The sequence below is a fragment of the Nonomuraea sp. NPDC049684 genome, from assembly GCF_044465345.1.
In the GTDB taxonomy this organism is placed as follows: domain Bacteria; phylum Actinomycetota; class Actinomycetes; order Streptosporangiales; family Streptosporangiaceae; genus Nonomuraea.
This window is the reverse complement of the sequence record NZ_JBITLO010000001.1, coordinates 760,372-777,843: the sequence shown is the minus strand read 5'-3', so window position 1 is coordinate 777,843 and position 17,472 is coordinate 760,372. Positions and strand designations below refer to the sequence as shown.

General features: G+C 74.5%; 17 protein-coding genes. 12 read left to right on the top strand and 5 right to left on the bottom strand.

Annotation, left to right across the window (positions count from 1 at the left end):
• The first annotated feature begins 45 nt into the window (after positions 1 to 45).
• Together ACIBST_RS03465 and ACIBST_RS03460 are read left to right on the top strand one after the other, a co-directional pair.
• Positions 46 to 447: a rhodanese-like domain-containing protein gene (locus tag ACIBST_RS03465; RefSeq protein WP_397168710.1), complete on the top strand. Its 402-nt coding sequence runs from the start codon at positions 46 to 48 to the stop codon at positions 445 to 447.
• Entirely contained in the window at positions 444 to 860 is a 417-nt protein-coding gene (locus ACIBST_RS03460; protein ID WP_397168708.1) for a hypothetical protein, read from the top strand. The genes ACIBST_RS03465 and ACIBST_RS03460 overlap by 4 nt, the downstream gene beginning before the upstream one ends.
• 69 nt (positions 861 to 929) lie before the next feature.
• Here ACIBST_RS03460 and ACIBST_RS03455 read toward each other — a convergent pair whose 3' ends face one another.
• Positions 930 to 2,180, bottom strand: a complete 1,251-nt coding sequence (locus tag ACIBST_RS03455; RefSeq protein WP_397168706.1) for a cryptochrome/photolyase family protein — start codon at positions 2,178 to 2,180, stop codon at positions 930 to 932.
• A 154-nt stretch (positions 2,181 to 2,334) separates the two neighbouring features.
• Here ACIBST_RS03455 and ACIBST_RS03450 point away from each other — a divergent pair, with 154 nt between their 5' ends.
• Positions 2,335 to 3,837 (top strand): SDR family oxidoreductase, encoded by a 1,503-nt coding sequence (locus ACIBST_RS03450; RefSeq protein WP_397168705.1) that lies wholly within the window; start codon positions 2,335 to 2,337, stop codon positions 3,835 to 3,837.
• Positions 3,838 to 4,251: 414 nt separating this feature from the next.
• Here ACIBST_RS03450 and ACIBST_RS03445 read toward each other — a convergent pair whose 3' ends face one another.
• Both ACIBST_RS03445 and ACIBST_RS03440 read right to left on the bottom strand, forming a co-directional pair.
• The gene (locus tag ACIBST_RS03445) at positions 4,252 to 4,755 is read right to left on the bottom strand and encodes a beta-class carbonic anhydrase (RefSeq protein WP_397168703.1); all 504 of its coding nucleotides are present in this window, start codon (positions 4,753 to 4,755) and stop codon (positions 4,252 to 4,254) included.
• A 68-nt stretch (positions 4,756 to 4,823) separates the two neighbouring features.
• On the bottom strand, positions 4,824 to 6,143 hold the full coding sequence (locus ACIBST_RS03440) for an MFS transporter (protein ID WP_397168701.1): 1,320 nt from the start codon (positions 6,141 to 6,143) through the stop codon (positions 4,824 to 4,826).
• A gap of 100 nt (positions 6,144 to 6,243) precedes the next feature.
• Between ACIBST_RS03440 and ACIBST_RS03435 the strand changes: the two genes are divergently transcribed.
• A complete protein-coding gene (locus ACIBST_RS03435; RefSeq protein ID WP_397168699.1) occupies positions 6,244 to 7,329 on the top strand; it encodes a DUF5937 family protein in 1,086 nt (361 codons plus the stop codon).
• Between the two features lie 18 nt (positions 7,330 to 7,347).
• Here the strand turns inward: ACIBST_RS03435 and ACIBST_RS03430 are convergent, their stop codons facing one another.
• Together ACIBST_RS03430 and ACIBST_RS03425 are read right to left on the bottom strand one after the other, a co-directional pair.
• Positions 7,348 to 7,470: a hypothetical protein gene (locus tag ACIBST_RS03430; protein ID WP_397168697.1), complete on the bottom strand. Its 123-nt coding sequence runs from the start codon at positions 7,468 to 7,470 to the stop codon at positions 7,348 to 7,350.
• Between the two features lie 253 nt (positions 7,471 to 7,723).
• The gene (locus tag ACIBST_RS03425) at positions 7,724 to 8,551 is read right to left on the bottom strand and encodes a universal stress protein (protein ID WP_397168696.1); all 828 of its coding nucleotides are present in this window, start codon (positions 8,549 to 8,551) and stop codon (positions 7,724 to 7,726) included.
• Between the two features lie 192 nt (positions 8,552 to 8,743).
• Between ACIBST_RS03425 and ACIBST_RS03420 the strand changes: the two genes are divergently transcribed.
• The 8 genes from ACIBST_RS03420 to ACIBST_RS03385 all read left to right on the top strand — a co-directional run bounded on the left by ACIBST_RS03420 (position 8,744) and on the right by ACIBST_RS03385 (position 17,453).
• Positions 8,744 to 9,997: an FAD-dependent oxidoreductase gene (locus tag ACIBST_RS03420; protein ID WP_397168694.1), complete on the top strand. Its 1,254-nt coding sequence runs from the start codon at positions 8,744 to 8,746 to the stop codon at positions 9,995 to 9,997.
• Positions 9,998 to 10,048: 51 nt separating this feature from the next.
• Complete coding sequence (locus tag ACIBST_RS03415) at positions 10,049 to 11,068, top strand: zinc-dependent alcohol dehydrogenase family protein (protein ID WP_397168692.1); 1,020 nt, start codon at positions 10,049 to 10,051, stop codon at positions 11,066 to 11,068.
• 14 nt (positions 11,069 to 11,082) lie between these two features.
• Positions 11,083 to 11,865, top strand: a complete 783-nt coding sequence (locus tag ACIBST_RS03410) for a HisA/HisF-related TIM barrel protein (RefSeq protein WP_397168690.1) — start codon at positions 11,083 to 11,085, stop codon at positions 11,863 to 11,865.
• Positions 11,862 to 12,497, top strand: a complete 636-nt coding sequence (locus ACIBST_RS03405) for a hypothetical protein (protein ID WP_397168688.1) — start codon at positions 11,862 to 11,864, stop codon at positions 12,495 to 12,497. Before ACIBST_RS03410 ends, ACIBST_RS03405 begins: the two co-directional genes overlap by 4 nt.
• Before the next feature lie 34 nt (positions 12,498 to 12,531).
• Positions 12,532 to 12,780: an Lrp/AsnC ligand binding domain-containing protein gene (locus tag ACIBST_RS03400; RefSeq protein WP_397168686.1), complete on the top strand. Its 249-nt coding sequence runs from the start codon at positions 12,532 to 12,534 to the stop codon at positions 12,778 to 12,780.
• Between the two features lie 96 nt (positions 12,781 to 12,876).
• A complete protein-coding gene (locus ACIBST_RS03395; protein WP_397168685.1) occupies positions 12,877 to 13,545 on the top strand; it encodes a hypothetical protein in 669 nt (222 codons plus the stop codon).
• Between the two features lie 17 nt (positions 13,546 to 13,562).
• Positions 13,563 to 16,643 carry an amino acid adenylation domain-containing protein gene (locus ACIBST_RS03390; RefSeq protein ID WP_397168683.1) on the top strand — a complete coding sequence of 1,027 codons (3,081 nt, stop codon included), beginning with the start codon at positions 13,563 to 13,565 and terminating at the stop codon, positions 16,641 to 16,643.
• A gap of 78 nt (positions 16,644 to 16,721) precedes the next feature.
• Positions 16,722 to 17,453 (top strand): BTAD domain-containing putative transcriptional regulator, encoded by a 732-nt coding sequence (locus tag ACIBST_RS03385; RefSeq protein ID WP_397168682.1) that lies wholly within the window; start codon positions 16,722 to 16,724, stop codon positions 17,451 to 17,453.
• Positions 17,454 to 17,472: the final 19 nt, after the last annotated feature.

The following is a 17,472-nucleotide window of genomic DNA, read 5'->3' as shown; positions in this document are numbered from 1 at the left end:
CGAGCGTGAGGTGTGATGGCGGAAGCCTCCTGGAAGGACCCGCGCATGGCAAGCTCCGTCAGCGAAATGATCGCGCACGCCCGCGCACGGGTGCCCAACCTGTCGGTCGCAGAGGTGGCCGAGGCCCTGGAGTCGGGCCCGGTGACCCTGATCGACCTGCGCGAACCGGGCGAGGTCGCCCGCGAGGGCAGGATTCCCGGCTCCGTCCTCGCGCCGCGCGGCATGCTGGAGTTCTGGGCCGATCCGGTCAATCCCCACCACCGGCCCGAGTTCGATCCCGCGGCCACGACCATCCTGTACTGCGCGTCCGGCGGCCGGTCCGCTCTCGCCGCCCTGGCGCTGCGGGAACTCGGCTACGCCGGCGTCGCCCACCTCGACGGCGGGCTCAACGCCTGGAAGGAGCACGGCCGTCCCGTGACCCTCCAGGCCGAGGGGGGACGCCGGTGACGGCGGACGCGCTCGGGGCGGCGTTCGCGCGGGCGCTCGCCGCCAAGGACCGCGACGCGCTGCACGCCCTGCTCGGCGACCCGATCGACTTCAGGGCGCTCACCCCGGGAGCCCACTGGGACGCCGACGACCCCGGCGAGGTCGTGGACCGGATCGTCCTCGGTCAGTCGTTCGGACCCGGCGACGACATCGAACGTCTCCTGCACGTCGCCACCGGCCGCGTGGGCGACAGGGAACACCTCGCCTACCGCCTCCAGGTGCGTACCGGCTCGGTCCGCTACCTGGTCGAACAGCAGGTCTACTACAGCGTCGCCGGCGAGCGCATCGCCTGGCTGCGTATCCTCTGCTCCGGCTTCCGCCCCGTCCCGGACGGGGAGCCGTCGGAGGACGGTTCCGGGAGAAGGGCCGGCTGACCGGCGAAGGTCCGGCGTCCGTCTCCAGCCGGGTGACGGCCGATCTGAGCCCCCGGTCGTCCTGAGCCGTCAGAGCATCGGACGCGGGTAGCCGGTCGGGGGCGTGTCCAGCAGCCACGGCTGGTGGACGTGGGCGGCCGGCACGCCGGCGAGCTCGGGCACGTACCGGCGCACGTAGTCGCCCGCCGGGTCGAACCGCTGCGCCTGCCGCAGCGGGTTGAAGGCGCGGTTGGGACGCGTGTCGTTGCCGGTGCCGGCGATCCACTGCCAGTTGCCCGAGTTGTTGGCCACGTCGCCGTCGAGGAGGTGCTCGAAGAAGTGCCGGGCGCCGGCCCGCCAGTCGATACCGAGGACCTTGACCAGGTAGGCGGCCACGATGAGGCGGGCCCGGTTGTGCATCCAGCCCTCGGCGAGGAGCTGGCGCATGCCGGCGTCCACGATGGGCAGCCCGGTCATGCCCTCCCGCCAGGACTGCAGCGCGTCCTCGTTGTCGCGCCAGCGGTGGCCGCGGGGGCGGTAGTCCTCCCGGTTGATCCGCGGGAAGGCGTACGCGACCTGGTGGTAGAAGTCGCGCCAGCACAGCTGGCGGACGAACGGCTCGCTGGCCGCGGCCAGGTGCGCCAGCTCCAGCGGGGACAGGCAGCCGAACCTCAGGTACGGGCTCAGGCGGGAGGTGCGGTCACCGGCCAGATCGTCGTGGCCGTCGGCGTACCCCGGCAGGGCGCGGCGGATCCACTGCCGGGCGCGGTCGCGGGCGGCGGTCTCGCCGCCGGGCACGGGTTGCGGCCGGGCCGGGTCCGGCAGCCGCCCGGCGTCGAGGTCGCGGGGCGTCGGCACGTGGCGGGGGGCCGCGAGCAGGGGGCGGCGCCGGTGCCGGCTCCAGGCGCGCCAGTACGGCGTGAAGACCCGGTAGTGATCCCCGCCCCCGGACGGCGTGAGCGTGCCGGGCGGCACCACCGTCACCCCCGGGAAGAGCTGGTAGGAGAGGCGTTCGCGGGCCAGCCGGTCCTGCCTGCGCCTGGCCAGCAGGCTGACGTCGGCACTGGCGAAGACCGCCTCCGCTCCCGTCGCGTGGACGAGCTTCATGGTCTCGGCCACGACGTCGCCGTGCCGTACGAGCAGGTCCCCGCCGCGTGCCCGCAAGGAGGCCCGCAGGTCGGCCAGGCACTCCAGCAGGAAACCGCGGCGGCGGCCGGCGGGGACGGCGTCGTCCAGCACGAACAGGGGCAGCACGGCGCGGGCGCGCTCGCAGGCGGCCGTCAGGGCCGGGTGGTCGTGCACCCGCAGGTCCCTGTTGAGCAGGACGATCACCGTATCCATCGACGGTCCCCTCATGACGGGACGGGATGCGGTCGCGGGAACCTCAGCCATGCCTCACAGATGCCCCGCCTGCCCCACCCGCACGCGCGCGGGGCACCGCTTGCGACCCGACCGCTCTGGCATGAGGCCCGGGGGACGGGGAAGGTGCGGGGACATGGCACTGTGCCTGGTGACAGGGGCGACGGGGTACATCGGCGGGCGGCTGGCGCCCGAGCTGCTGGCCGCCGGCCACGACGTGCGGTGCATGGTGCGCTCGGCCGGACGCCTGCGCGACCTGCCGTGGGCGGAGCGGGTCGAGGTCGTCGAGGCCGACGCCACCGACGCCGAGCGCACCCGCCGGGCCCTGGACGGAGTGGACGTCGCGTACTACCTGATCCACGCGATGGGGACGAGCGGCCGGTTCGCCGAGCGGGACCGCCTGGCGGCCCGCACGTTCGCGGCCGCGGCGGCCGAGGCGGGCGTGCGGCGGATCGTCTACCTGGGCGGGTTGACGGCGGACGAGCGGCTCTCGCCGCACCTGTCGTCGCGGGCCGAGGTGGGGGAGATCTTCCTGCGGGGCGCGGTGCCGGCGGTCGTGCTGCGGGCCGCGGTGATCATCGGGTCGGGGTCGGCCTCGTTCGAGATGCTGCGCCACCTGACCGAGCGGTTGCCGGTGATGACGACGCCGCGCTGGGTGCGCAGCCGGACGCAGCCGATCGCGGTGCGGGACGTGCTGCGCTATCTGGTGGCGTGGGCGCGGGTGCCGGGCACGGTCAACCGGGGGTTCGACATCGGCGGCCCTGATGTCCTCACATATGCCGACATGATGCACGGCTATGCCGCGGTGGCCGGGCTGCCGCCGAGGCTGATCATTCCGGTGCCGCTGCTCACCCCCCGGCTGTCGAGCCTGTGGGTGGGGCTGGTCACGCCCGTCCCGGTGAGCATCGCCCGCCCGCTGGTGGAGTCGCTGCGCAACGAGGCCGTGTGCGGCGAGCACGACATCGCCCGCCACGTGCCCGACCCCGAGGACGGGCTGGTCGGCTTCCGCCGGGCGGTGTCGCTGGCGCTGATGAAGATCAAGGAGGCCGACGTCGCCACGCGCTGGTCCTCGGCGTCCACGCCGGGCGCGCCGAGCGATCCGCTGCCCACCGATCCCGACTGGGCGGGCGGCAGCCTGTTCGTGGACGACCGCAGCCGGGCCGTGCAGGCGAGCCCGGAGGCGTTGTGGCAGGTGATCGAGGGCATCGGCGGCCGTAACGGCTGGTACTCGCTGCCGATGGCGTGGCAGCTCCGGGGCCTGGCCGACCGGCTGGTGGGCGGGGTCGGGCTGCGGCGCGGCCGGCGCGATCCGGCCCGGCTGCGGGTCGGCGACTCGATCGACTTCTGGCGGGTGGAGGAGGTGCTGCCCGGACGGCTGCTGCGGCTGCGCGCCGAGATGCGGCTGCCCGGACTGGCCTGGCTGGAGCTCGGCGTCATCCGCTCCGGCGGCCGGACGATCTACACGCAACGTGCCGTCTTCCATCCGCACGGCCTGCTCGGCCATCTGTACTGGTGGGCGATCTCACCCTTCCACGGCCTGATCTTCGGCCGGATGCCGGTCAACGTGGCCGCCGCGGCCCGCCGCCGGGACCGGCACCCGTGCGGTCAACCCGGCGAACGGGGCTTCCAGGCTCGGTGATCATGACCACAAGCGCGTCAAGGCGGCCGGCGGGAAGATCCGGGAGCGGATCGGCGACGCCGCCCTGGTCGTCGAGCACCTTCTGCGGGAGGCGGGAGCCCTCGGCGCAATGGTCGGCCGACCGGCCCCCTCGAGGACGAGCTCCACCATCTGGGCCATGTCCTCCGAGGCGCGCACGGGGTCCCGGCCGGTCCTACGGTCTTGAGGGCCCTCCGCTGGGAGGTCGACATGGTCGGACGGGAACCGGTCCGCATCGGTGCCTTCACCGTGGGGTGGGAGGGGCACGCGTCGACATCGGCACGTTCCCCATCGTGCGACGACCGTAGCCGAGGACCGGCCCCGGCAGGACGAGCCGTGGCCGGAACGTGGCCTCCGGCCTTCGTCATCAGGATCGCGGTCCCGATGCGGGCGTGCCTACGCGGCGTCCAGCTTGACCTCGTTCAGCCGGCCCGTGGCGACGTCGTAGACGAACCCGCGGACGGAGTCCTTGTGCGGGATGAACGGGTCGGCGTGGATGCGCCTGGCCGACTGGCGCACGTCCGCCTCCAGGTCCTGGAACGCCTCGGCGGACCAGTCGGGCTTGACGCCGACCTCCTGGTAGATGTCGTGCTTGAAGCCGTCGTCGGTGAAGGTGAGCATGCCGCAGTCGGTGTGGTGGATGAGGATGATCTCGCGGGTGCCCAGGAGGCGCTGGCTGATGGCCAGGCTGCGACGCTCGCCGGCGGTCACGACGCCGCCGGCGTTGCGGATCACGTGCGCGTCGCCCTCGCGCAGGCCGAGCAGGCCGTAGACGTTGAGCCGGGCGTCCATGCAGGCCACCACGGCCACCCCTCGGGCGGGCGGCAGCGGCAGGTCGCCGGAGTCGAAGGCGGCGGCGTAGCGTTCGGAGTTGGCGATCAGCTGGTCGGTGACGCTCATGGGGGACGTCCTCCTGTCACGTGCCGCGGCCCGCGGCCGTAGCCCACATTTCCTACTGACTGTACATGTTATTTCCGCGCTGTGGAGTCCCTGCGGCGGTCGGCGACGGCGGAGGCGGACAGGAGGGTGGCGGTGGTGAGGGTGCCCCAGAGGGCGGCCGGGCCGTGGGAGGCGAGGGCGGTGATGACCGCCGGGGAGACGGCGAGGCCGAAGCCCGTGGAGAGCTGGAAGCGGGCGAGGGCGCGTCCCAGGAGATGGGCCGGCGCGAGGGCGGTGACGAGCGCCGTCGCGCTGCCGGCGTAGGTGATCTCGCCGATGGTGCAGACCACGGACACCACGGCGACGGCCGGGACGCCCCAGCCCGGCCCCAGGGAGCTGGCCGCGAGGAAGCCGAGGTAGGACGCGGCGAGCACCACGCCGGCGAGGGCCAGCACGGTCCGCCGGGAGAAGCGGGACAGCAGGACGGTCACCGGCACCTGCAACGTGACCACCAGCACCGTGTTGGCCACGAAGACGGCCGCCGGCCACACCGGGGACGCGTGCATCTGCGTCACCAGGACCAGGGGCACCGCGATCTCCGGGACGTTGAGGCAGAAGACGTACACCACATTGGCGGCCAGCAACGCCCGCATCCGGGGCGCGGACCCACCGCTCATGTCCCCGCCCGGAACAGCGACTGGAACGGCGCCCGGAGCAGCGCCCGGAACAGTGGCCAAGGCAGCGGCCGGAGCAGCGCCCGGAGCAGCGCCCGGGACAGCGGCCGGAGCGGTGGCCGGAGCGGTGGCAGGACGGGCGCGCAGGCGCACCGACCACGCCAGGGCCGCCGCCGCGACATAGGCGACCCCGGTGACGGCCGCCAGCGCCTGCAACGCGGTGGCGCCGCCCGCCAGGCACGCGGTGGCGAGCAGGGCGCCCACGCCCAGAGCGGCGTTGCGCAGGGCGCGGCCCGCCGCGAGGGCGGCGTCGCGTTCGCGGCCGTGGGCGACCGTGGCCACGAGGGCCGCGTGGGCGGCCGGCCAGGACTGGTTGCCGATGCCGAGGAAGAGCGCCGCCGTCGCGAACAGCCAGACGTGCCCCGCCGGGGCGGCCAGCAGCAGCGCCACGCCCAGCACCCGCACCAGCATCGACGCCGCCACGACCGCGCTGCGTGCGCCCCGGTCCAGCCATCGGCCGACCGCGGGCATGCACACCAGGCCCACGACGACGCCGGCCGTCATGGCGACGCCGGTGGCCGGCGCGGACAGCCCCAGCACCGTCACCCCGTAGAGCAGGAGGAAGGGCCGCAGCAGGCCGGTGCCGAGCGCGTCCACGGCCAGGGCGACGGCGTAGCGGGGGCCTCCGGAGGCGCGGACGAGGGCACGCGGCCGGATCTTGGTGGTGGATGCCATGGCGTCAACCATGCGTTCGGCCGCCGCGGGTGGCTCCGCCAGTTGACGGACATCGTCAACCGACGCGGCCGCCCGCCGCCCGGCCAGGGATGATGTGGGGATGACGCTGAGGATCGACATCGGCGGGCCGCCGTCCGGGCGGCTGCGGTTCGCCGCCTCCCCGCTGGCCGAGCTGACCGCGATGCTGCACGTGCTGGCCGAACCCGGGCATCACCCGCAGCTCGCCGGCTGGGCCGGGGACGTCTGGGCCGGGCTGCGGCCGGAGCTGGCCGAGCGGCTCAGGGAGGCGGAGTTCCTCTGGCGTTCCTCGCGGGCCGACTTCCTGGTGCCCGCGCGTCCCCGGCCGACCCTCGCCGAGGAGCTGGACGACGTCGACCGGATCGACGACGAGACCTACGTGACCGCCGCGCTCATCACCACCTGCGGCAGCAACCGGGTGCACTTCGCCGCGCCGTCGCCGCTCAGCGACGCCACGGCGCGCGAGCGGGCGCTGGACCTGGCCCAGGCCCGCGGCGCGCTCCAGGAGGCGTTCGCCGAACGGCTGCTCGCGGACCCGGCCGCCGTGCGGGCGCGGGTGCGCGACACCCTCGAACAGTGCGCCGAGGCGTTCTTCGACGCCGCCTGGACGGGCGTCTCCGCGCAACTCGCCGCCGACCTGCGCCTGAAGAACGACCTGCTGAAGCGCCAGGGCGCCGGGGCGGCGCTGGCGTCCGTCTCCGGCGCGATCGCCCTGGCGCCGGACGGCGACCGCATCATCGTGGACAAGCTGCAGGACAACGCCACCACCGCCCACGGCGCCGGGGTCACCTTCCTCCCCAGCGTCTTCGGCCGCCCGCACCTGGTGGTGGTCCACGCGCCCGGCTGGCAGCCGGTGGTGCAGTACCCCGTGGCCGAGGCGGAGCCGTCGGAGCCGGTGTCGCTGGAGACGGTCACGCTGCGGCTGGAGGCGCTCGCGCATCCGGTGCGGCTGCGGCTGCTGCGCACCCTGGCCCGCGGCCCGCACACCACCGGCGAGCTGGCCCACGCCTGGGAACTGACGCCTCCGGAGGTCTCCCGCCACCTCGCCGTCCTGCGCCGCGCGGGCCTGCTCACGTCCCGGCGGCACGGCCGTTACGTCCGTTACACCGTCAATCTCCCCGACCTGACGGCGCTGGGCGCCGACCTGCTGACGGCCGTCCTGCGCTGAGCGGCTTCCATGAGGACGTCATCCGCGCACCCGCGCGCCGGGCCGCAGGACCCCCAGGTCGGCCCGGCCGAGCAGCCGCGCGGCCCGCGAGGTGGCGGCCCTGAGCACGGCCAGGGGCGTCATCCCCTCCGACACCGGCACCACGACCTCCCGCCGGCCGTCCTCGAACGGGACGGTCCCCGCATCGGTGCCAAGGCGACGGGGACCTGGCCCGACAGCAGGCGGCAGGCGTTGCGCTGGATGTCGTCGGCCACCGGCGCCACCTTGTCCCGGACGCCCGCGCGCACGGCCCGGCGGATGCGCGAGGCTGACGAAGCCGCCGGTCGCGGCGAACTTGATCCAGTGGGCGCCGAGCCGGCGTTCGATCCGAGCGCCGCCGGGGGGGCGGGCCGGGTCACCGGGAGCCCGCCGGCGCGGGGACGATCGCGACCGGGCACGCCGAGCGCCGGATCAGCCGAGCCAGCCCCCACGGCCGCCGCCACGCCGGCATCCCCGCCGGACGCCGGGACGCCACCACGAGCAGGCGGGCCGCGACCGAGGCCGCCAGGAGGGCGGAGCGGGCGTCCCCGTCGCAGCGCTGCTCGTGCACCCGCACCTCCGGATGCAGCCGCCGCCACCCGCCGAGCGAGGGCCCGGCGGCCGGTCCGGCGCGCAGGACGCGCAGCCTGACGCCGTGCGCGGACGCGGTCCGGAAGGCGTAGCCGAGGAGGGCGTCCGGCGCGGGCCCGGGCTCCAGGAGCACGACGACGTCGTCGTACGGACGCGCCGTCGCGCCCTTGGCCACGACCACCGGCGCGTCGGCCCTGGCGGCCAGCGCGAGCGCGACCGAGCCGAACAGCAGGTCGACCACCTCGTTGCGGGGACGGTGGCCGATCACGATCTCGACGGCGTCCCGCCCCGCCTCGCGCAGGACGGCCGCCGGCGCTCCGGGCGCGACGTGCGCCGTCACCGCCGGGTGCCGCCGCCTGCCGCGGACCCGGGCCAGCGCGTCGGCGGCGACCCCCACGGCGATCTCGTACGCCGATTCGACGATCATCGGAGCGGCGAACGCCTTGGCCGCCGGAGGCCCCGCGAAATATCCGGCCAGATCCATGGCATGCACGATCCGCAACGGCCTGTTCCGGCGGATCGAGTCCTCCGCCGCCCATTCCAGGGCGACGGACGAAGGCCCGGAGACGTCGGCGCCGACCACCACAGGAGCCCTGTCCGACGGCCCGTCCATGGAAATTCCTCCTTCGTCGCGCGGCATTGCCGACGATTCGCTGCCACGCATTCCTGACATGGCCCTGAATCCGCGCTGACATCCGCCGCACGCCTGTCGATTCCCCCGGAAGTCGCCGTGCGATCTGCGGGGCGACGGGTAATGGCGCGCTACCGGAGCACGTCCCCTCTAGCTTTCTCAAGGTGAAATGACATGCGCGTCGGAATCGTCGGAGCCGGTCTGTCGGGGCTCACCCTGGCCTGGCTCCTGGCCGACAGTTGCGAGACCGTGGTGCTCGAAGCCCGTGACCGCGTCGGCGGCACGATGCGGTCGGTCCGCGTCCGCGCCGGCGGCGGCGGCGAGGCGACGCTCGACCTCGGCGCCCAGGACATCTCGCCGGACCTGTTCCCCACCCACCGCAGGCTGCTGGAGCTGCTGGGGTACGCCGACGACCAGTTCGTGGACCTGCCGGCCTCGCTCACCGTCCTGAAAGCGGGACGGCGGGAGCCGCTGCTGGTCAGCCCGCACACCCCGGAGCCGTCCTGGCCCCGGGACGAGCGGCTCGGCCCGGCGTGGCAGGCGGTCGGGACGTTCCTCCAGCGGGCCGCCGAATGGGACAAGGAGGACGTCAGCTGGGAACGACCGCTGGCCGACCTGGTCGAGCCCCTGCCGGTGAGCCAGGAGATCAAGCGGGACGTGCTGTACGCCCGCCCGGCCTTCCTGTTCTGCTGCAGCCTCGAACAGGCCATGACCCTCTCGGCCCGCGCCGCCGTCGCCTTCTACGTCAGCACCTCGGGCGAGCCGAGATGGCAGCAGCTCCTCCCGGGGCTGGAGAGCACGGCCTGGGCCCTGGCGGCGCGCGCCCCCGCCGCCCGGATCAGGACCGCGGCCGGGGTGCGGCAGATCCGCCGCGCGGACGGGCGCTACGAGCTCCTCGACACCGCCGGCGAGCGGCACGTCGTGGACGAGCTGGTCCTCGCGGTGCCGCCGTGGGAGGCGGTGCGGCTGCTCGGGCCGCTGGCCGGCGCCCAGGAGGTCCGGGACGTCCTGGGCTGCTTCGAGCCGGTGGACACGACGTACGCGCTGCACCTGGATCCCGCGTACCTGCCCGAGAGCCGCGCCCACTGGTCGACCAGCGCCTTCGAGGTGCACGACGGCTGGAGCGAGAGCACCGACTGGTTCGGCCCGTCCAGGGGCGTCGAGGTCTTCAAGAGCCAGCTCACCCACCGCGACCGGCTGCCGAGGCAGGTGGTCCTGCGGGAGGACTACCGGCACCTGCTCATCACGCCCGCGGCCGTCCGGGCCCAGCGCCGCCTCGACGCGCTGCAGGGACGGGGCGGGCTGCACCTCGCCGGCCAGTACACCACGTGGGTCTCCAGCCAGGAGTCCGCCGTGCGGTCGGCGGTCGCCGTCGCCCGCAGGCTCGCGCCGCGCTCGCCGCGCCTGGCGCAGCTCCTGTCCGCCTGACGCGGGACAGGCCCCAATCAGACAAACCCGACCCAGGCAAGGAGGTATGTCATGCGCGCCGTGCGGTTCCATCATCACGGTGACCCCGCCGCCGTCCTGTCCGTGGACGACGTGCCCGTCCCCGTCAAGGGGCCGGACGACCTGCTCGTACGGATGACCACCCGGCCGATCAACCCCTCCGACCTCATGTACGTGCGAGGCGAGTACGGACGCGAGGCGACGTTCCCCTCACCGGCCGGGTTCGAGGGCGTGGGCGTGGTGGAGCGGGCCGACCGGGCGGGCACGTACCGCGAGGGCGCGCGGGTCGCCGTGGCCGCCACCGGCACCTGGCAGGACTACGTCAGCGCCGCGCCCGCCGAGCTGATCCCGGTCCCGGACGCCATGCCCGACGAGGTCGCCTGCCAGCTCACGGTGAACCCGTTCGCGGCGCGCCTGCTGGTGGACCAGCTCGACGTGCCGCCCGGCGGATGGCTGCTGCTGTCGGCGGGCGCGTCGGCCGTCTGCCGCATGGTCCTGACCTGCGCGGCAAGACGCCGGATCCGGTGCCTGCACCTGGTCAGGCGGCCGGAACAGGTGACGCCGCTGCGCCTGCTGGGGGCGGACGAGGTGATCGACATCTCCGCCGGCCCGTGGGTGGACCGGGTGCTGGCCCTCACGTCAGGCGGGGCGGACGCCGCGATCGACTCGGTCGGCGGCCAGGTGGGCCGGGGCCTGCTGGACTGCCTGCGTCCCGGTGGCCGGCTGGTCGTGTTCGGGGCGCTGTCCGGCGAGCCGATCCCGCTGCCGTCCCGCCAGGTCATCTTCTCCTCCCTCACCGTGAGCGGCTTCTGGCTGCCCGAACGGCTCGCCGCGCTGGACCCGCACGACCGCGCCCGCCTCACCGAGGAGGTGGTCGCCGACCTCGCGGACGGCCGGCCCGGCGTGGACGTGGCCGGCCGGTACGCGCTGCCCGAGATCCGGGCGGCGGTGCGGCACAGCGCCCGGACCGGCGGCGCGGGAAAGGTGCTGCTCACCGAACGACGACCGGACGCCCCCGCCCCGGGGCCGGCCGGCGACCCCCAACCCGAATGACGGAAAGGGACATCATGAACGACCTCATCATCCCGTGCATCGACGTGGCCGGCGGCAGGGCGACGCCGCCCTCGGGGATCGCCGGCCTGGCCGACCCCGCCGACGCCGTCGAGATCGCCTCGGTCTACCTGCGCGACGGCGCCGGGCCGATCTTCGTGGACGTGCAGGAGCCGTGGACGGAGCACGAGACGTTCCTCCCCCTGATCCAGGCGCTGAGCGGGACGGGCGGCACGTTCTGGGTCACCGTGGACAACGGCTACATGCCCTCCATCGAGGCGGCCGAGGCCCTGCTGGCGGCGGGCGCGGCTGCGGTCGGCCTGAGCACCACCTCGGTGGAGCACCCCTCGGTCCTGCACACGCTCGTGCAGCGGCACGGCTCCGGCCGCGTGGTGGGCGTCATGAACGTCGCCCGCGCCGGCGACGGCCGCTGGAACGTCGCCATCCGCGGCGGCGAGCAGGAGACCGACCTGGACGCCGTCGTCTGGGCGAAGATGCTGGCCGACCTGGGCGCCGGCCGGCTGCTGGCCAACAGCCTCGACCAGGAGGGCACCGGCAACGGCTACGACCTGGAGATGACGCCGGCCATCGCCGCGGCGGTGGGCGTCCCCGTCATCGCCTCGGGCGGCGCCGGCTCCGTCGAGCACCTGTACGAGGGGCTCACGACGGGCGGCGCCCGGCACGCCCTGGTCAACAACCTGTTCCACAGCGGCCAGGCCACGATGACCCAGGCGCACGAGTTCCTCGACAAGGGCGGCCTCAGGAACCCGGAGGACGGCGTGGAAGGCGCCGCGGAATGACCGCCGAAACGCTGATCAAGGAACTGGCGCGGGCCCGGGAGCAGTCGCCGCCGCCCAACCCGCTGCTCGCCCTGGCGGCCGACGGCCGGGCCACCGTCGGCCACCTGCGCCGCCTCGTCGCGATCGAGCGCTCCTACCACCATGCCGAGCTCGTGGCCTACGGCGAGCTGCTCACCCAGTTCCCGCACCCGCCGGCCGCCGGTTTCCTGCTCAAGGTGGCCGGGCTGGTGGAAGAGGCGCGGGCCGCGCTCGCCGTGGTGGCCGAGCGCCTGGGCGAGGCGCCGGACGTCGGCGACGACCTGGCCGCGCACGCCTTCTGCGGGTACGTCTCCTGGCTGGCCCTGCACGGCAGCCAGGCGGCCATGGCCCTGTCGCTGTACTCGGCCCCGGACGGCGTCTACTACGGCGGCGCCGTCGAGCTGGTGCGGCTGCTGGGCGAGCGCGGCGTGACGGTGCCCGAGGAGTTCACGGCCTACTACGGCAACACCCCCGACCCGCTGCTGTCCGAGGACGCCGCGGCGGTCGTGGACGACGGCCTGGCCCGGGGGGACGACCCCGGCGAGGCCCTGCGCGCGGCCCGGCTGTGCGACAGGTACATGGCCCTGCTCTGGACGGCGGCGGCCCGCACGTGAGGGGACGACCCGGGCGCCACGGCAGGAGCCCGGCATGACCGCCCCGGTCCGGGCCGACGTGCACGTCCGCCTGGCCCCCGGGGTGACGACGCGGGACTTCGAGCGAAGGCTGCGCGAGATGAGCGGCGTGGTCGGCGCGCACGTGGTCGTCGGCGACTTCGACCTGACCGTACGGGTGGCCTGCGAGGACGGCGGGCAGCTCCGGCGGACGATGGCGCGCCTGCGCCAGGCCGGCGCGCGGGACCTCGCCGCCGAGCTGATCGTCCGCACGCTGCTCGGTTAGGCCGCGCCGCGCGGCAGCCGGATGTCAGGCCCGCGTCAGGCCCTTGTCATGGCCCCGGGGAACGCAGACAGGTTCGCACAACAGAAAGGCTTCACCATGACCGCCATCGCAGACCTCACCCTGGCCACCTCCGCCGTCACCGAGCTCCAACGGCTGCGCGACCGCTCTCCGGTCGGCAACCGCCTGCTGGACCTGGCCGAGGTCGGCGGGCTCACCCTGGAGCACCTGCGCCGGCTCGTCGGGATCGAGCTGCAGTGCCACATCGCCGAGCTGGCCGCGTACGGCACCGTGATCGCCCGCTTCTCCGACAGCCCCGTCGTCGGCCTCTACCTGGACGTCGCCCGCCTGGTGTACGACGCGCACCCCAAGCTGCTGGCCTGCGCCCGCCGGCTGGGCATGGACCCGGACGCGGCGGGGCGGTGGCCGTCCGGGCCCGACGCGCAGGCGTTCAACGGCTTCGTCTCGTGGCTGGCCCTGCACGGCGGCCAGGCCGACAACGCGCTGGCCCTCCACACGGACATGACGGTCTACTTCCCCGGCTGCCAGGCCCTGCTCGAAGCGGTGCGCAAGCAGGGGCTGGAGGTGCCCGAGGAGTTCGTCGCCTACTACGAGGGCGGCCAGTCCGACGAGCTGGAACGGCGGGCGCTGGAGGTCGTCGAGCACGGCCTGCGCGACGGCGACGACAAGGCCACCGCGATCTCCCGCGCCCGGCAGATGGAGGAGCACATCGGCAGCTTCTGGAAGGCAGCCGCGCACACCGGCTGAGCTGGAGAGGACCCCGCATGAGCCTGAAGGAATGGAACGACACCGCCCGCCCCTACCCGCGCGACGCCGTGCTGCCCGAGCTGTTCGACGCCCAGGCCGCCCGGACCCCGGACGCGCCCGCGCTGACCGGCGGCGGCCGGACGCTGACCTACCGGGAGCTGGCCGGCCGCGCGGACGCGCTGGCCAGGGTGCTGCGGCGGCAGGGCGTGCGGGCGGGGACGCCGGTGGCCCTGCCCGTGGAACGGTCGGCCGAGGCCGTCGTGGGGATCTGGGCCGTGCTCAAGGCGGGCGGCGCGTACGTCCCGCTCGACCCCGAGGACCCGCCGGCCCGGCTGCGCGAGCTGACCCGGCGGCTGGGCGTCGAGCACGTCGTGACGCGCGCCCACCGGCCTGCGTCGCCGGACGCGCGGCACGTGCTGCCGCTGGACGGGCCGGTGCCCGAGGCCGGGCCGCTGCCGCCGCAGGTGGCCTCGGCGACCGATCCGGCCTACGTCATCTTCACCTCCGGGTCCACCGGCGTCCCGAAGGCGGTCGCCGTGCCGCATCGCGCGGCTGTCCGGCTGGCGACGGGCACCGACTGCGCCGCGTTCGGCCCCGGCGACGTCGTCCTGGCCGCCACGAACCCGACGTTCGACGTGTCCTGCTTCGAGATCTTCGGGGCGCACCTGAACGGCTCCCACCTGGTCGTGCCCGAGTCCGAGGCGTTGCTGTCGCCGCCGGACCTGGCCCGCGAGCTGCGCGAGCGCGGCGTGACCGTGCTGTGGCTCAGCGCGGGCCTGTTCCACCAGCTCGGCTTCGCCGACCCCGGCATGTTCTCCTCGCTGCGCTACCTGGTGGCGGGCGGGGACGTGCTGAACCCCGACTGCGTGCGCGGCGTCCTGGCCGCCGGCCCGCCCGAGCACCTGGTCAACGGCTACGGCCCCACGGAGAACGGCACGTTCTCCACCGCCCACGAGGTGACCGGGCTGCCGCCGGACGCCGACCGCGTCCCCATCGGACGGCCGATCGCCAACTCCACCTGCTACGTGCTCCGCGAGGACGGCAGCCCCTGCGAGCCCGGCGAGGAGGGGGAGCTGTACGTCGGCGGCGACGGCGTGGCGCTCGGCTACGTGGGCGACGAGGAGCGCACGGCCGAACGTTTCCTGCCCGACCCGTTCCTCGGCGGGGACGCGCGCATGTACCGGACCGGCGACCGGGCGGTCTGGCGGCCGGACGGCGTGCTGGAGTTCCTGGGCCGGCTGGACCGGCAGGTCAAGGTCAGCGGCCACCGGGTGGAGATCGGCGAGGTCGAGTCGGAGCTGGCGGCCCATCCGGAGGTGCGCGAGGCCGCCGTGACCGTCCAGGAGTCCGGGCGGGGGGACCGGGCGCTGGTGGCGTGGGCGGTGCCGCGGCGCGAGGGGGACCGGCGGTCCTTCGCGCTGCGGGTGCGGGCGTTCCTGCGGGACCGGTTGCCCGCGTTCATGGTCCCCGGCCGGGTGGCGGTCGCCGACGAGCTGCCGCTGAACAGCAGCGGCAAGGTCGACACGCGCGCCCTGGCCGAAGCCGGCGACCCGCCGGCCGGTCCCGCCGACCCGCCGCGTGGCGAGGACGAGCGGTGCGCGGCCGAGGTGTGGGCGGCCGTCCTCGGCACGCCGGTGGAATCCCGCGCCGACGACTTCTACGAGCTCGGCGGCACGTCGTTGCAGGCCGTCCAGATCGTCACCGCGCTGCGCGCCCGTCCCGGCATGGGCGGCCTCCCCGGCCCCGCGCTGGTCCGCGCGCTGCTGGACTCGACGTCGCTGGAGGGCTTCGCCACGCGCATCGCCGCCCTGCGCAGGGGGGCCGACGACGGCGGCGGAGGCGAACCGGCCGTGGACTTCGCCCGGGAGGCCCGGCTCGACCCCGGCCTCCGCTTCGGCCCGGCCGACCCGGCGCCCCCTCGCGAGATCCTGGTCACCGGCGCGACCGGCTTCCTGGGCGCCTTCCTGGTCCGGCGGCTGCTCGACGCCACGGACCTGCGCCTGTCGTGCCTCGTACGGGCGGCGGACGCCGAGGACGGGCTCCGCAGGATCGGCGCGGCCCTGCGCGGGTACGGCCTGCCCACGGCGGACCTCGGCACGAGGGTGACCGCGGTGCCCGGCGACCTCGCCCGGCCCGGCCTGGGGCTCACGGCGGCGGAGTTCGACGGGCTCGCCGGCCGCACGGACGCCGTCCTGCACGCCGCCGCCAGGGTGAACTTCGTCTATCCCTACGCCCGGCTCCAGGACGCCAACGTCGGCGGCGTGCGCTCGCTCATCCGCCTGGCCGCCCACGGCGGGCGCGCCCGCCCGTTCCACCACGTGTCCACGGTGGACGTGCTCGCCGCCGCGGACGGGCCGCTCACCGGCGGGCGCGTGCGCGAGGACGATCCGCTGCCGCGCCCGGAACGGCTGCGGCAGGGGTACGCGGAGACCAAATGGGTGGCCGAGGCACTGCTGGCCGAGGCCGCGGGGCGCGGGCTGCCGGTCGCCCTCTACCGGCCGTACGAGATCACCGGCAGCCGGGACCGGGGCGTGTGGAACACCGGCACCATGATGGCCGCCGTGATCAAGGCCATCGCCGAGACCGGGCTCGCGCCGGACGTGCCGCTCCGGCTGGACTTCGTCCCCGTGGACTACGTGGCGCAGGCCGTCGTGGCGCTGCTGACCGGGACGCCCGCGCGCGGCCGGGTCTACCATCTGGCGAACCCGCGCCCCGCCGCCCTGCCGCTGCTGGTCGAGCGGCTGCGCCGGCACGGCTACCCCGTCCGGGTCATCTCCCGGCAGGACTGGGTGCGGGAGATGGAACGTCTGTGCGCCGCCGACCCGGCCGCGCCGCTGGCCGGGTACCTCACGCTGGTCACCGGCGAGGAGGCCCCCGACGGCTCGGTGGCGGCCCGGCAGCTCACCGGCGCCCTGCCCGAGCCGGATCTCGCGAACCTGGCCGAGGCGGCCCCGGACGTGCCGGGCCGCCTGCCCGCCCGTGGACGCCGCACTGCTCGACCTCTATATCGGCTGGCTGCGCGAAACCGGCTACCTGAATCAGAGCACAACAGCACCCCGGGAAACACATTCTCCGCGCGGTTCACGTGGGTAAGTTAATATTTACAGGAATGCCTGCGTGGCGGCGCGGCACAATCGATGCGGGCGATGATGATCTCATTTGACATTCTGGGCCCATTGGAAGTCAGAGTCGATGAAGACCGGATCCAGATAGCCGGCCCGAAAAAACGCTCGTTGTTCGCCGTGCTGCTGCTCCGGCACGGCGACGTCGTTCCGGTCGAGGACCTGGTCGCCGAGTTGTGGCGGGGCGACCCGCCCAGGCAGGCGGCGAACGCGCTGCACGCGCACGCGTCCCGGTTGCGAATGTCCATCATGCGCTGGCGGGAACGCCACGGCCTGGAAATATCGCTGCAGACCCGCTATCCCGGATATTGCCTCCAGGTTCCGGCCGACGCGATCGACGCCGTGCGCTTCGAAAAGCTCGACGCGGCGGCGAACACGCTGAAGTCGGCCGAGCCGGACAAGGCCGTCGCCCTCCTGCGCGAGGCGCTGGCGCTGTGGCGCGGCCCGGCGCTGCAGGACGTGCCGCGCGGCCCGATCAGGGACCAGGCCGCGCAGCTGCTGGAGAGCCGCCGGATGCTGACCACGGCCAGCCTCATAGAGATCAACCTCGAACTGGGCCGGCACGTCGAGATCATCCCCCAGCTGGAGGCGCTGGTGCTGCAGAACCCCCTCGAAGAACGGCTCTATTCCCAGCTGATGGTCGCGCTGCACCGCGCGGGCCGTCCCGCCGACGCGCTCGGGATCTACCAGCTCGCCCGCGTGTCCTTCGCGAAAGAGATCGGGCTGTCCCCCTCACCCGCGCTGGAAAAGCAAATGCTGGCCATTCTCAATCGATCCACCAAATAGCCCGACCAGACAAGGAGAA